General features: G+C 68.4%; 11 protein-coding genes and 1 tRNA gene. 6 read left to right on the top strand and 6 right to left on the bottom strand.

What is annotated here, in order from left to right:
- The first annotated feature begins 163 nt into the window (after positions 1-163).
- On the top strand, positions 164-1,081 hold the full coding sequence (locus tag WJM96_RS07610; RefSeq protein WP_424811870.1) for a Hint domain-containing protein: 918 nt from the start codon (positions 164-166) through the stop codon (positions 1,079-1,081).
- A gap of 14 nt (positions 1,082-1,095) precedes the next feature.
- On the opposite strand, the gene WJM96_RS07605 is transcribed toward WJM96_RS07610, so the two are convergent.
- Positions 1,096-1,167: transfer RNA gene (locus WJM96_RS07605), tRNA-Thr, on the bottom strand.
- A 69-nt stretch (positions 1,168-1,236) separates the two neighbouring features.
- Between WJM96_RS07605 and rlmB the strand changes: the two genes are divergently transcribed.
- The 4 genes from rlmB (at position 1,237) to glpD (ending at position 4,612) form a co-directional block, all read left to right on the top strand.
- Positions 1,237-2,004 (top strand): 23S rRNA (guanosine(2251)-2'-O)-methyltransferase RlmB, encoded by a 768-nt coding sequence (gene rlmB / locus WJM96_RS07600; protein ID WP_424811869.1) that lies wholly within the window; start codon positions 1,237-1,239, stop codon positions 2,002-2,004.
- 4 nt (positions 2,005-2,008) lie between these two features.
- A complete protein-coding gene (locus WJM96_RS07595) occupies positions 2,009-2,773 on the top strand; it encodes a 2-keto-4-pentenoate hydratase (RefSeq protein WP_424811868.1) in 765 nt (254 codons plus the stop codon).
- Positions 2,774-2,909: 136 nt separating this feature from the next.
- Entirely contained in the window at positions 2,910-3,113 is a 204-nt protein-coding gene (locus WJM96_RS07590) for a hypothetical protein (protein ID WP_424811867.1), read from the top strand.
- A 38-nt stretch (positions 3,114-3,151) separates the two neighbouring features.
- Positions 3,152-4,612 carry a glycerol-3-phosphate dehydrogenase gene (gene glpD, locus WJM96_RS07585; protein ID WP_424811866.1) on the top strand — a complete coding sequence of 487 codons (1,461 nt, stop codon included), beginning with the start codon at positions 3,152-3,154 and terminating at the stop codon, positions 4,610-4,612.
- 4 nt (positions 4,613-4,616) lie between these two features.
- Here glpD and WJM96_RS07580 read toward each other — a convergent pair whose 3' ends face one another.
- The 5 genes from WJM96_RS07580 to WJM96_RS07560 are packed head-to-tail and all read right to left on the bottom strand — an operon-like array spanning position 4,617 to position 12,490.
- Complete coding sequence (locus WJM96_RS07580) at positions 4,617-5,537, bottom strand: class I SAM-dependent methyltransferase (protein ID WP_424811865.1); 921 nt, start codon at positions 5,535-5,537, stop codon at positions 4,617-4,619.
- 3 nt (positions 5,538-5,540) lie between these two features.
- The gene (locus WJM96_RS07575) at positions 5,541-7,226 is read right to left on the bottom strand and encodes a hydantoinase B/oxoprolinase family protein (protein ID WP_424811864.1); all 1,686 of its coding nucleotides are present in this window, start codon (positions 7,224-7,226) and stop codon (positions 5,541-5,543) included.
- 29 nt (positions 7,227-7,255) lie between these two features.
- Positions 7,256-9,583: a glycosyltransferase gene (locus WJM96_RS07570; RefSeq protein ID WP_424811863.1), complete on the bottom strand. Its 2,328-nt coding sequence runs from the start codon at positions 9,581-9,583 to the stop codon at positions 7,256-7,258.
- A 22-nt stretch (positions 9,584-9,605) separates the two neighbouring features.
- Positions 9,606-11,702, bottom strand: coding sequence for a hydantoinase/oxoprolinase family protein (locus WJM96_RS07565; protein WP_424811862.1), 2,097 nt, complete (start codon positions 11,700-11,702; stop codon positions 9,606-9,608).
- Positions 11,699-12,490, bottom strand: coding sequence for an SDR family oxidoreductase (locus tag WJM96_RS07560; RefSeq protein ID WP_424811861.1), 792 nt, complete (start codon positions 12,488-12,490; stop codon positions 11,699-11,701). The genes WJM96_RS07565 and WJM96_RS07560 overlap by 4 nt, the downstream gene beginning before the upstream one ends.
- 112 nt (positions 12,491-12,602) lie before the next feature.
- Here WJM96_RS07560 and WJM96_RS07555 point away from each other — a divergent pair, with 112 nt between their 5' ends.
- Positions 12,603-13,580, top strand: a complete 978-nt coding sequence (locus WJM96_RS07555; protein ID WP_424811860.1) for a 2-hydroxyacid dehydrogenase — start codon at positions 12,603-12,605, stop codon at positions 13,578-13,580.
- The last annotated feature ends 5 nt before the right edge of the window (positions 13,581-13,585 follow it).

Genomic DNA, 13,585 nt, shown 5'->3' with positions numbered 1-13,585 from the left:
CCTTTTCCAGGAATGTCGGAAGCGGATGGACCCCGGCGATGAGAGCTTCATTTTTGCCTTGCTGCACCGCACATAGACCACTAGCCTGAAAAGAATTCGTCGCGCTCATTTTCAAAATCCGTGACCCATTGCCAGCCGATGTTCAATGCAGCGGAGCTCAAGCATGGCAACGTACATCGCTCAATACTATACTATTGGGGTATATGCCGCAGTCGACGGCGGCCGCTTTACAACTTCGGCCGCCAGCACCAATGCGGGTCCGGGCGCGATCACCATCTCGGACGGAACGCAGGGAGATCACGACCTGGCCGCTGGCGACACGATCACGATCACCGGCGGTCCTTTCACTGCTGATCCGGTAATCTATATCGGCCGTCACCTGAGCGGCGAGGGCGTGATCCTCCAGCAGAACGGCGTCCAGTACATCTTCACGGAAACGACGACCTATGCCGCGAGCCAGAACCTGCCGGCCCGCACGGCGCCCTTCGCTGCCTGCTTCCTGCGTGGCACCAGGATTGCCACACCCTCGGGCGAGGTCGCAGTGGAAACCCTTGCGATCGGGGACCTCGTCCTCGACCAGGATGGAAGAGCGAGGCCCGTCCGTTGGATCGGGCGGCAGGAGCATACGCGCCTCTTCAGCCACCCCCTGCACGCCTACCCCATCCAGATACGGGCGGGCGCCCTGGACGAGAATGTGCCCTCGCGCGACCTGTTCCTGTCGCCGGGCCATGGGCTGATGGTGGAAGGGCTGCTGGTCGAGGCGGCGGCGCTGGTGAACGGCAGCAGCATCACGCGCGTGCCGCGGCCAGCCGAGCGCTTTACCTATTTCCACATCGAGACGGATGATCACGCCGTGATCCTGGCCGAAGGGACCCCGGCCGAGACCTTGATGGACAACGCGGCCCGCTCCCGCTTCGACAATCACGCGGAGTTCGTCGCGCTCTATGGCGAGGCGGAGTTCCGTGTCGAGGAAATCGAGGCCCCGCGGGCGAAATCGGCCCGGCAGCTTCCCGCCAGTCTTCGCCGAAAGCTGGATGAACGCGCGGCGGCACTGGGACTGGCAGCGACAAGGGCTGCCTGAGAACTCGAGCGGCATGCCGGGTGTCGGGATTGAACCGACGACCTACCGCTTACAAGGCGGTTGCTCTACCGCTGAGCTAACCCGGCGCGCCCGCGGGCTTTCTAGTGCAGCAAGACGCAGCTTGCCAGCGGGGCAGCGTCGCGCTTGATGACGGCATGCGCCACCAACGTCATCGCCATCGCCCTGCCCCGGACGCCACAGGCCCCAGCGAGGGCGGCCTCTGGCTCTACGGACACCATGCCGTTTCCGCAGCCCTGGCCAATCCCGCTCGCCGTCTGCGCCGCCTGCTCGTGACCCGTACCGCCGAGCAGGAACTGGCCGAACGCTTCTCGCCCCCCTGGCGCATCACCCCGGAGCTCGTGGAACGCCAGCGCCTGGACAGCCTGTTGCCGGCCGACGCCATCCATCAGGGCGCGGCCCTTCTCGTCGAGCCGCTGAGCCCGCCCCCGCTGGAAAAAGTCCTGGACCATGGCAACGGCCCGGTCCTGGTTCTCGACCAGGTGACGGACCCCCGCAATGTCGGCGCCATCCTGCGCTCGGCCGCCGCCTTCGGCGCCGCCGCGCTGGTGGTCCAGGACCGGCACGCGCCGCAGGAGACGGGCGCCCTGGCGCGCGCCGCCTCCGGCGCGCTGGAAGTCGTGCCCATCCTGCGCGAGGTGAACCTTGCCCGCGCCCTGGAGGCGCTGAAAAAGGCGGGCCTCTGGGTCGTGGGACTGGAAGCCGAGGGGCCGGTCACCCTCGCGCAGTCGGGCCTCTCGGGCCGGCGCGTGGCCCTGGTCCTGGGAGCCGAGGGCGAAGGCCTGCGCCGCCTGACGCGAGAGACCTGCGACGAGTTGGTCCGCCTGCCGATCAAGCCGGCGATGGAAAGCCTGAACGTGTCGGCCGCCGCGGCGGTCGCGCTCTACGAACTGGCCCGGGAGTGAAGCGATGAGCGAAGCGGCACGGCTGATTCTCGAAGCCTGGAAGGCCCGGCGCATCCTGGCGCCGCTGGGAGCCGCCGCCCCCCGGACGCCGGCTGAGGGCTATGCCGTCCAGTTCGAGATCGCGCAGAGCGTGGGCGCGGTTCCGCCAGCGGGCTTCAAGATCGGCGCCACCACGAAGCAGATGCAGGACTATCTGGGCCTGCCGCACCCCGCCGCAGGCTTCGTGCCGGCGGCAAGCCTGAATGCGGACGGGCTGGAGCGCCCGTCCCTCGATTTCCTGAACCTGGGCGTCGAGTGCGAGGTGGGCGTGCGCCTCGGCGCCGACCTGCCCTTCGGCCACACCACTCGCGCCGAGGCCGAAGCCGCGGTCGCCGAGGTTTTTCCGGCCATCGAGATCGTGGAGAAACGCTACGGCGACCTGGCCGAGCTCGGCACGCCGACGCTGATCGCGGATCAGGTCTTCCACGCCTCCGGCGTGCTCGGCCCGCCCTGTCCCGGCTGGAGGAGCCTCGACCTCGGTGCCATCCGCGGCGAGATGACGGTCGACGGCGTGTCCAGGGGATTCGGCTTCGGACGGGATCTGCTCGGCCACCCCATGGAGGCCCTGGCCTGGCTCGCGAATTCCGGCGCCGCCAAGGTCTTCGGCGGCCTCCGCAAGGGGCAAGTGGTGTGGCTCGGGTCGGTCACGCCACCGATCTGGCTCGACGGCCCCTGCCGCGTCGACGTGGTCTTCGAGGGCCTTGGCCATGTGGGGGTGCGCTTCACCTGAGACCGGCGGGGAAGGAATTTGTTAACCGGCCCGGCCTAAGCACAGGCGTCCGGCGCAGGGCCGGACGGCCGGACATCCGCCAGAAGGGCGGGCAGCGAGGATGAACTATCCCATGCCACCTTCCGATTGGCGGGACATGCCTGACGAGCTCCAGCTCGTCCTCGCGCGCGAGGCGTTGCGCCGCGCGGCGGAGACCTTGGCCGAGCATGCGGAGCTTCTCGCCCTCGAGATGGAGGGCGGCAGCCTACGCGACCAGGGCGGACCGGATGCCCTCCGCCTCTTCGCCTCCGTGGTCCGGGCAACCAGTGTGGATTCCATGGGGCCGATCGGCCACGCCTGACTCTTCCCTTCGTTGCGAGGGACGGTCATTTTGGTGCGATGCAGAGTTTCGACATCCTGGTGGTGGGCGGCGGCATCAACGGCGCCGGCATTGCCAGAGACCTGACCGGCCGGGGCCATACCGTCCTCCTCGCCGAGCAGGGGGACCTCGCCCAGGCGACCTCCTCGGCTTCCTCGAAGCTCATCCATGGCGGGTTGCGGTACCTCGAGCACTACGAGTTCCGCCTCGTCCGGGAGGCCTTGGGTGAGCGGGAGGTGCTGATGCGCCTGGCACCGCACATCATCTGGCCCATGCGCTTCGTGCTGCCGCACCGGCCGGAGATGCGGCCCCGATGGATGATTCGCGCCGGCCTCTTCCTCTATGACCACCTCGCGCGCCGGGCCTCGCTGCCAGGCGCCGAGTCCTTCCGCACCGCCACGCGGCCAGCCGGCACAGTGCTGAAGCCTGAGATCACCCACGCCTTTGCCTATTCCGACGCCTGGGTGGAGGACAGCCGCCTCGTCCTGCTCAATGCGCGGGATGCCGCGGCGCGCGGCGCCGATATCCGCACCCGGACGCGTTTCGAATCGGCAACCCGCCATGCCGGCCATTGGGAGGTGACGCTGCGGGGGCTGGACGACCAGGCGCAGACCATCCACGCGCGGGCGCTGGTGAATGCAGCGGGCCCCTGGGTGCAGCAGGCCCTCGGCGCAGCGCACGAGACGCCGCCCGGCGCGGTGCGGCTCGTCCGCGGCAGCCACATCGTCGTGCCACGGCTGCATGATGGACCGGAAGCGTTCATCCTGCAGAACGACGACCGGCGCGTGGTGTTCGTCATCCCTTACGAAGACGAATTCAGCCTGATCGGCACCACGGACGTGATGCATGAAGGCAACCCTGGCCAGGCCCATTGCACGCCCGAGGAAGCCGACTACCTGCGCGAAGCGGTCTCGCGACAGTTCCGCCGCCCTGTTCAGGAATTCGATATCGTCTGGACCTATTCGGGAGTGCGGCCGCTCTATGATGATGGTGCGGCGGATCCCTCATCCGTCACGCGGGATTATGTGCTCAAGCTGGATACGGCCGCGGCGCCGCTGCTGAGCATCTACGGAGGGAAGATCACGACCTTCCGGCGCCTGGCCGAAGAGGCATCGGAACAGATCGGCAAAGCCTTAGGGCGGGAAGGTTCAGCCTGGACCGCGGGCGCCACACTGCCGGGGGGCGAGCTCCAGAACCTTACCCAGGCAGCCTATGCCCAGGAGATGGCGCGCGCCCTCCCCTTCCTCGATCGGGCGACGCTGCCACGCTTGATCCGCACGCACGGCAGCGACCTGCCCAAGGTCTTCGAGCATGGGACGGGAGCGATGCTGCCCGCGGGGCTGAGCGAGGCGGAGCTGGACTGGATGCGCCGCGTCGAATGGGCACGCACGGCCGAGGATGTGCTGTGGCGGCGCACCAAGCTGGGCCTGCACATGACTGAGGCCCAGCGGGCTGAGATCGCGGCCGCCATGGGCGGTTGAGGGGCTACTGGTCCGAAAGCACGCGGTGGAAAGCCACCTGGCGCAGCGGACCGCCGTCCAGCGGCTGCCGCAGGCTCGTCTGTTCCAGCAGCACACGGCCGGGATGGCCAGATGAGGTGAAGCTTACGAATTCCTGACGGATTTCCAGGAGCCCGGTCCGATCCACGCCCGGCCTGAGCATGTCGAGATTGGAGCGCGTCCAGCGTCCGATCTCCCGGCTGCCCGGGGGGCGATCCTGGATGACGGAGATGGGGATGATCTCCTGGCCTCCCGGCCCGCCGCGCTTCCTGAAGAGCGAGTCGATGAAGTCCCAGTCGCTCAGCCCTTCCACGTCGACGATGCGGTGCATGGGCAATGTGAGCGTGTTCTGGATCGAGAGCGCGATACGCTGATCCTTGTGAAGGACCGCGACGTATCCGTTCTGATAGGTCGACCCGATCCGGCAGATGTCGAAATCCGCAAAGGCCTCGGTCTGGGAAAAGAGATAGGACGTGTTCTTCAGCGCCAGCAACCCGCCAGGCTTCAGCACGCCCGCGAGAAGCCCGACCATGTCCTCGAACTGTGAGAACGGGAAGATCCGGGGCATCTCCTCGGGCTTCGGCATCGGGTTCACGCAGAGCACGGAGAAGGCGCAAATCAGGTCGTAAGGCCCGCGCGCACGGATCGCGGCCTCATCCGATTCGAACACCTCGGCCAAGTGTCCCACGCTCGCCGTCGCGATGGCGAGCGCCTCCCGGTTGATGTCGCAGCCCTGCAGACGAGCCCGCGGAAAAAGCGACCGCAACGTCGCGAGCTCGTCGCCGATGGAGCAGCCAAAGGAGAGGATGTTGAGCCCTTCGCCGTCACCCAGGAGATGGATGGCCGCCGCCAGCACATCCATCTCTCGAAAGAGCAGGGTCGCGGCGTTCGTCTGGGCTCGCCGCACTGCTCAGTCCCCCGCGGTGCCCGCCTGGCCGTAGACCTTCCTGGCCTGCTCGGGGCTCACCAGCCCGTCGGCCACATCGCGCGCTACCAGTGCCGCGTCGCGCTGCTTCGGATCGCCCATGCCGCCACCGCCTGGCAGCAGCAGCACGAGGTGCCGTCCCTTGGGGATCACCTGGAAGCCCTTGGTCCGCAGCACGGTCCCATTCGCGTCATCGAGCCCGACCCAGCCCCCCGCGCCGCCGCCTCCGCCGAACCGCCCCTTGGGCGGATTGGCCACGCGGTCGAAGATGGCGTTCACGGCGAACTCGGCATTCTTCTTCGCGCCGATCTCCATGACCTGGCCGAAGCCACCACGGGTCTTGCCGGCGCCGGCGCTGTCGGGGCGGAGCTCCTTCTTCCAGAAGATGATGGGCGCCACGTTCTCCGTCGCCTCCACCGGCATGGTCCGCACGCCCGAGGGGAAGGCAATACCGTCCAGCCCGTCCTTGGTCGGGCGCGCGCCGGTGCCGCCGGAGTTGAAGGTGATGATCTCGAAATCATCCACCTCCGCATCCTGGCCGCTCACCTGCGAACCGCCGCGTAGCGGCGGGTTCCACAGGGCGGAGCTGCCCTCGGCATTCACCTTTTCCGGTACCGCCTGGCCGAGGCATCCCATCATGAGGTCGGGCAGCAGCTGTCCCACCACGTGGCGGACGCTCACAGGATAGGGGCGCGGCGCGTTGAGGATGCAGCCTTCCGGGATCTCCATCACGAAGGGCGAGAGGCTGGCCCAGTTGTTCGGAATCTCGGGTGCCACGACGCATTTGATCCCGAAGCAGGAATAGGCGCGGCAATAAGCCGGCGGCACATTGATGCCCCGCGTGGAAAGCCCGGTGGTTCCCGCATAGTCGACGATAATGCGGTCATCCTCGGCGCGCATCGCCGCGCGCAGCGTCACCGGGGCCTCGTAGCCGTCGGACTTGATCTCCGCCTGCCAGACCTGACCCTGCGGCAGCTTGCGGATCTCGGCCACGGTGGCCGCGAGGCTGCTGTCGAAGATGAAGGTCGCGAGGTCGTCGATGGTGTCCATCTCGTACTCGTCCATCATCTCGACGAGCCGCTTCGCACCCGCGTCGTTGCAGGCGCAGAGGGAGTAGATGTCGCCCTCCAGCTCCACCGGCGTGCGGGAGCCCACCCGGATGAAGTCGAAGAAGGTCTCGTTGGGCTCCCCCCGGTCGAAGCACTTCACGATGGGGATGTAGAGGCCTTCCTCGAAGACCGACCGCCCCTCCGGCCCCATGCCCAGGCCGCCGATATCGATGATATGCGCGGTGTTGGCGAAGAGGCCCACGATCTTGCCGTTGCGGAAGGCCGGCGAGACGACGGTGAGGTCGTGCAGGTGGCCGGTCCCGAGCCAGGGATCGTTAGTGATGTAATGGTCCCCGGGCTTCATACCCTCGGCGGGGAACTTCGCCAGGAAGTGCCCCACACTCTCCATCATGGAGTTCACATGGCCGGGCGTGCCGGTGACGGCTTGCGCCAGCATGCGGCCCTGGAGGTCGAAGATGCCGGCCGAAAGATCGCCCGCCTCACGCACGGTCGTGCTGAAGGCGGTGCGGATCATGGTCTGCGCCTGCTCCTCGACCACCGCGATCAAGCGATTCCACTGGATCTGGCGCTGAATCTTCTCAAGGGCGTCGGTCTGTCGCATCGCGATCTCCGGTATCGTCTCTAGTCAGTTCAAGGCAAGGAATTGAGGCCGGCCTCACGCGCCGCGGCAATGGCGCACCAGTCCTCATAGAGCGGGGCCAGCGTCGTGTCGTCGGCGTGCAGCGACCAGGCCCGGTCCACTGACGCACGCACGGCGCTGTCCCATTTCGCATCGTCCCAGGCGGTGGTCGCCCGGATCAGGTTCTCGGCCTCACCGGCATGGGAATAGCCGGCCCCGGCCTCGCCCACGTATTCCGCGAAGGGCGGAAGGTTGCGGAACAGGACATGCGCGCCCGTCGCCATCGCCTCGGCGATGGAGATCGGCGCGCCGATGGGCGTCGCGTCCGGCACGCCGGGCGGTAGCGCGGTGTGGAGGTAGAGCCCGGCCCGGCCCATCAAGGACGCGACCTGCTCGCGCGGAACATCCATCATGATCTCGGCATGGCCGCCCATGCGCTCGTTGAGCGCATGCAGCTCGGCGGGCACATTCTCGCGCTGCAGGCAGGTGCCGGCCACGAGCACGAAGCGATGGTCCTGCAGGCGCGCGGCGGTCTCGAAGAAGAGGCCATAATCCTTGGAAGGCAGCGCCGCCCCCGTGCGCAGCACGAGGCGCCGGTCCTTGGGGGCCGAGGGCGGCGTGAAGAGCTGCGTATCGAAGGCCGCGCGCAAAACGCGTACGCGCGGGTCATCGAGTGGCGCGCCGGCCGTCATGCTGGGGAACAGATACAGCCGCGTGATCAGCCCGAGCGACAAGGCCGCCTCGATCCCCGCGGCCGAGGTCTCGAAGCCATGGGCACGGACGGTCATCGGCAGGCCCGCCGCCGCGACGGCCGGGCCATAGAGCGTCGCATGGCCGAGCCAATGCACATGCACCACATCCGGCCGGAACTTCACGATCGCGTCCTCGAGCAGGCCGCGATGGAAGCGGGCCGCAGGCGCGTAAGGCGAGGCGACGTTCTCCTGCGACCAGACCTCGATCTCGGCGCCCAGGCGCTGCATGCAGCGCAGCTCGGTCTCGATGTAGCTCTCGGTGATCTGGGGGTAGTGCCAGACCGCATAGAGAACGCGGGGTGCGCGATGGCCCCTGCCGGGGTTCAGCCGCTTGCGGCGCAGATGAAAGAGGTTGGGCCCGATTGGCTCCCTCAGGGTTACGCGATCGTCGAGCCGGCAGCGATAGGCTGCCGCGGGAATGGGCAAGCGCCGTGGCGTCGCGTGGTCCGCCTGGCGCAGGACCAGCTCCCAGTCGACCAGGCGGGACATTCCTTCGTCGAAGCCGCCGCATTGCTCGACGAGCTCGCTCCGGTGAACATAGGTGTTAATGTCGATGAAGTTCGTGCGCTCCAGTTCGGCCTGATCGAAGCTCTCCCAAAGATAAGGCCTGTCCGCGACCAGGGACTCGTCGGCGAATAGCATCCCGTAGGCTGACTGAAGGCTGGGGTCCGCCCGGAACTCCTCCACCATCCCCGCCAGGAAGCCGGGAAACCAGACATTGTCGCTGTCGATATAGGCGATCAGCGAACCGCGCGCCGCGGCCAGCGCGACGTTCCGGGCCGCCGAGTGGCCCCGTGCCGGCTCGCAGAACAGGCGGATGCGGTCGTCGGACGTGGCCAGGGCCGCCACGACATCAGCCGAGCCGTCCGAGCTTCCGTCATCGACGACGAGAAGCTCCCACGACACGTGCGACTGGGCCTGCACGCTGCGGATCGCGTGGGCAACGAGGTTCGCACGGTCGCGCACCGGCATGACGATGCTGACCTCGGGTAACGCGCCCGCGGACACGATCGCGGGCAGAGCCAGGGCGTCGCGCGCCTTCTGCCGCATCAGCGGATGCTGCGCCGAAACCTGCCGGTCGAGGCCCGACAGGCGCTTCTCCGCGGCCGTGGAGCGCTCGGTGAGCGCGCCGGTCGCGGCATGGAGTTTCGCGAGCTCGCCGCGAAGCGCCCTGAGCTCCCGCTGCAGGCCGGAACTGCGCTCGTCCTCCGCGGATGCACGCCGTTTCGCGGCCTCGGCCTGCGCCAGCAAGGCATCCCGCCAAGCCGTCGCCTGGGCGCGCAGGGCCTCGTCGTGCTGACGCAGCACCTCGTTCTGCTGTGTCAGAGCCGCGTTCTGCTGGGCCAGGGCGTCGGCCTGCTGACGCAAGATCTCCGCCTGCTGGACGAGAACATCCCGCAGCGCGGACGCCTCGGCCTCCAGCCTTAGCGCCACAGGGCGGTTGATCCGTGCGCGTTGCAGCTCGATCCATGGCTGCACGTTCAGCCCAAGGCGGCTCAGCGCGCCCAGACCGCGCTGCAGGAAAGCGGAGCGGGCCGGCTCGTCGCTCAGCGGGCGATCCCGGTCGGTCCCGGGCCCTCCCGGCAAGTTCGGCGACCCGCTCCGGTCATCATTCGCCCCGCTTCAGCTCCAGGTATCCGAGGCCGTCCATCCGGCAGGACCAGCCCGGCCCAACCAGTGTGCTCGTCTCGTCCTCGGCGATGATGCAGGGGCCGGGCACTTCCGCGCCAGGGCTCATCTGCGTCCGGTCGTAGACCTGCCAGGGCGAGACCAGCCCCGTTGCGGTGTCGCGGACCTGCTGCACCCGGATGGGCGCCGGCGCCGCCGCATTCGCGACCTCTGCCACGGGCTCGACCTTTTCCACCACGGTGGCGACGGTGACAGCGAAGCTCAACACCTCGACATCCGAGCCCGGGACGGGCCGATCGTAGAAGCGCGTGTACTCCGCGTCGTAGGCCGCGCGGATGTCCGCGATATCCGCCTCGGTCAACGGGCGAACAGGCAGCACCACCGCGATCTCGTGCCCCTGCCCGACATAGCGCATGTAGCCGATCCGGTTCTCGACCGTGGGCGCGCCGAAGCTGCCCTCGGCGACGACGCGCGAGGCCTCGGCGCTCATGGAGGCGAGCAGCGCATTCACTCCGGGCACGTCGAAGCTGGCGAAGCGCGTATAGAGGCTCTTCACCACCTCATAGCCCACCGGGGCGCGGAGGAAGCCGATGGCGGAGCCCACGCCCGCGCCGCTCGGCACCAGCATGCGCTTCACGCCGATCTTCTCGGCGACGCGATAGCCGTGCACCGGCCCGCCGCCGCCGAAAGCGATGATGGAACGGCCGTCGTAGGACTTCGCGCTCTCGATGGCATGGACGCGGGCCGCATTGGCCATGTTCTCGTCCACCATCTCGACCACGCCCAGCGCCGCCATGCCGTGCTCGAGGCCCAGGCCCTTGCCGACATGCGCATCCAGCGCCGCCGCGGCCGCCCCCGTGTCGAGCTTGAGCTGACCGCCGGCAAAGGCCGCCGCGTCGTAGCGGCCCAGCGTCAGGTTGGCGTCCGTTACCGCCGGCTTCGTGCCGCCGCGGCCATAACAGGCCGGTCCCGGGTCAGCGCCCGCCGACTCCGGCCCGACCTGGATGCGCCCCATGCTGTCCAGATGCGCGAGCGATCCGCCGCCCGCGCCGATCTCGACCATCTCGATCACAGGGATGCGCAGCGGCAGGCCCGAGCCCTTGCGGAAGCGGCCCACGCGCGCGACCTCGAAGGTGCGGCTGGCCTGGGGCGCGAAATCGTCGATGAGGCAGACCTTCGCCGTGGTGCCGCCCATGTCGAAGCTCAGCACCTTATCGAAGCCGCGCTGGCGAGCGACATGCGCCGAAAAGATGGCGCCGCCCGCCGGCCCGCTCTCCACAAGGCGGATCGGGAAGCGCGAAGCGGTCTCGATCGTGGTAAGCCCGCCGCCCGAGAGCATCAGGAAGATCGGGCAGGACATGCCGCCCTCGCGCAAGCCTTTCTCCAGCCGCGCCAGGTAGCTGGCCATCAGCGGCTGCACATAGGCATTGGCGACGGTGGTGCTGAAGCGCTCCCACTCGCGCATCTCCGGGCTGACCTCGGAGCTCAGCGAGATAGAAAGCTCCGGCCATTCGGCACGGACGATCTCCGCCGCGCGCTTCTCGTGCACCGGGTTCACGAAGCCATGCAGGAAGCCGATGGCGAGGCTCTCGATGCCCTCCGCGCGCAGGAAGGGAATGTGCGCGCGCAGCGCCGCCTCATCGAGCGGCTTCAGCACCTGGCCCGTATTGTCCAGGCGCTCCGGCACCGGCAGGCGCCAGCGGCGCGGCACCAGCGGTTGCGGCAGGTCGATGTTGAGATCGTACTGGTCGTAGCGGCTCTCATTGCCGAGGGCCAGAACGTCTCGGAAGCCCTCAGTGGTGAGGAGCGCGGTCCTCGCACCCTTGCGCTCGATCAGCGCATTGGTCGCCAGCGTCGTGCCGTGGATCAGCAGCTCGATATCGCCGGGTTGCAGCGACGCGCGCTGGAGCGCCACGCGGGCGCCCTCCAGCACGCCGAGCTCCGGCGCATGCGGCGTGGTCAGGACCTTGGCGGTCCAGCGCTGCTTGTTCTTCTCGCCGAGCTTCGCCTCGACGGCCACGTCGGTGAAGGTGCCGCCGATATCGACGGCCAGGCGTGCCTTGCTTCCCACGCTCACCACCCGCGAACCATGCCGCCGTCGATGCGGAAGATCTCGCCCGTAATGTAGGCGGCCTGGGGGCTGCACAGGAAGGCGACCAGCGGACCATATTCGCTCGGCAAGCCGTAGCGGCCGGCGGGGATGGTCTTGCTGCGGTCCGCGATCACGTCGTCCACCGACTTCCCTGAGCGCTTGGCCAGGCCCGCGGCCGTCTCCAGGCTGCGGTCGGTGCGGATGGCCCCGGGGGCCACGATGTTGCAGGTGACGCCCTCATGCGCGACCTCAGCGGAGAGCGTCTTCATCCAGCCCATGACGCTGGCGCGCAGCGCGTTGCTGAGCACGAGGTTGGGAATGGGCGCGGCCATGCCCGTGCTGCCCACGTTGATGACGCGGCCGAACTTTTGCGCGCGCATGCCCGGCAGCAGCTTGTTGGTGATGCGGACGGGCGCGAGGACGATGCGCTGGAACCAGGTGGTCAGCAGTTCCTCGGTCACCTCCAGCGCGGGGCCGGGCGGCGGGCCGCCGTGGTTCTGGACGAGGATGTCGACCCCGCCCATGGCCTTGATCGCGCCTTCGGCCAGGGCGTCCATCTGCTCGCCCTCGGCGACATCGGCCGGAATGCCCACACAAGAGGCAGCGCCCAGCGCCACGAGCTCCCGCGACGCCGCGTCCAGGCTCGCCTGGTCCCGGCCGCTGATGACAAGCGCCGCACCCTCCGCCGCAAGCGCATCCGCGATCGAGCGGCCCAGGCCCTTCGAGGCCCCCATCACCAACGCCCGCTTGCCCTTGAGCCCGAGATCCATCATCCAAAATCCCTGAGAAACCTGACGGCGGAACCTGCCGCCCCCCGCACCCTCTGGCAAGCCGGGCCAACCCGGCTATGTTGCGGCGCAGATCGGAAACGACCAGGAAATCGTCATGTCCAAGCCTGTGCTGCTCATCACCCGCAAGCTTCCCGAAGCCATCGAGGTCCGCGCCGCCCGCGACTTCGACGCCCGGCTGAATCCGAATGACGACCCTTGGTTCCGCAGCGGCGCCGAGATCGCCAAGCGCGCCACCGAGGCCCAGGCCGCCGGCGTCCTCTGCGCCGCAGGCGACCCGATGAATGCCGAGACGATCAAGGCCCTGCCCGCCTCGGTGAAGGCCATCGCGACCTTCAGCGTCGGCTACGACCATATCGACGTGCCCGCCGCCACCGCCCGCGGCATCGTGGTGACCAACACGCCCGAGGTGCTGAGCTTCGCGACGGCCGAGACAGCGATGACCCTCATGCTCATGGCCGCCCGCCGGGCCGGCGAGGGCGAGCGCATGGTCCGCGCCGGGAAGTGGGAAGGCTGGGCGCCCACTCAGCTCATGGGCGTGACGCTGGAGAAGAAGAAGCTCGGCATCCTCGGCATGGGCCGCATCGGGCGCGAACTCGCGGACATGGCGCGCGGGTTCAAGATGGAGATCCACTATCGCGACGTGAACAAGCTGCCGCCGGAACTGGAGAAGGGCGCCATCTATCACGACAGCGACGACAAGTTCCTGGCGACGATCGACGTGATCTCCATGCACGTCCCGGGAGGCGATGCCACGCGCAAGTGGCTGAATGCCGAGCGTTTGGCCAAGATGAAGAAGGGCAGCCTGGTCGTGAATTCCGGCCGCGGCGGCAGCGTGGACGACGAGGCGCTGATCGCGGCCCTGGCCTCGGGCCACATCCGCGCGGCCGGCCTCGACGTATACGACGGCGAGCCGGTGGTGAATCCCGGCTACTTCAAGCTGGAAAGCGTCGCCCTCCTGCCGCATCTCGGCAGCGCCACGATCGAGACGCGTGCCGCCATGGGCCAGCGCGCGCTGGAGAACCTGGACGCCGCGCTGCGGCTGGGGACGAAGCCGCCGCATGCGGTGAACTGAGCGGC

Source organism: Roseococcus sp. YIM B11640 (assembly GCF_049727625.1).
Taxonomy (GTDB): domain Bacteria; phylum Pseudomonadota; class Alphaproteobacteria; order Acetobacterales; family Acetobacteraceae; genus Roseococcus.
This window is presented reverse-complemented; position numbering and strand designations above follow the sequence as displayed.

Coding starts and splice junctions, on each gene's coding strand:
- WJM96_RS07610 (WP_424811870.1), top strand. CDS start 164: ATGGCAACGTACATCGCTCAATACTATACTATTGGGGTATATGCCGCA.
- rlmB (WP_424811869.1), top strand. CDS start 1,237: ATGCGCCACCAACGTCATCGCCATCGCCCTGCCCCGGACGCCACAGGC.
- WJM96_RS07595 (WP_424811868.1), top strand. CDS start 2,009: ATGAGCGAAGCGGCACGGCTGATTCTCGAAGCCTGGAAGGCCCGGCGC.
- WJM96_RS07590 (WP_424811867.1), top strand. CDS start 2,910: ATGCCTGACGAGCTCCAGCTCGTCCTCGCGCGCGAGGCGTTGCGCCGC.
- glpD (WP_424811866.1), top strand. CDS start 3,152: ATGCAGAGTTTCGACATCCTGGTGGTGGGCGGCGGCATCAACGGCGCC.
- WJM96_RS07575 (WP_424811864.1), bottom strand. CDS start 7,226: ATGCGACAGACCGACGCCCTTGAGAAGATTCAGCGCCAGATCCAGTGG.
- WJM96_RS07560 (WP_424811861.1), bottom strand. CDS start 12,490: ATGATGGATCTCGGGCTCAAGGGCAAGCGGGCGTTGGTGATGGGGGCC.
- WJM96_RS07555 (WP_424811860.1), top strand. CDS start 12,603: ATGTCCAAGCCTGTGCTGCTCATCACCCGCAAGCTTCCCGAAGCCATC.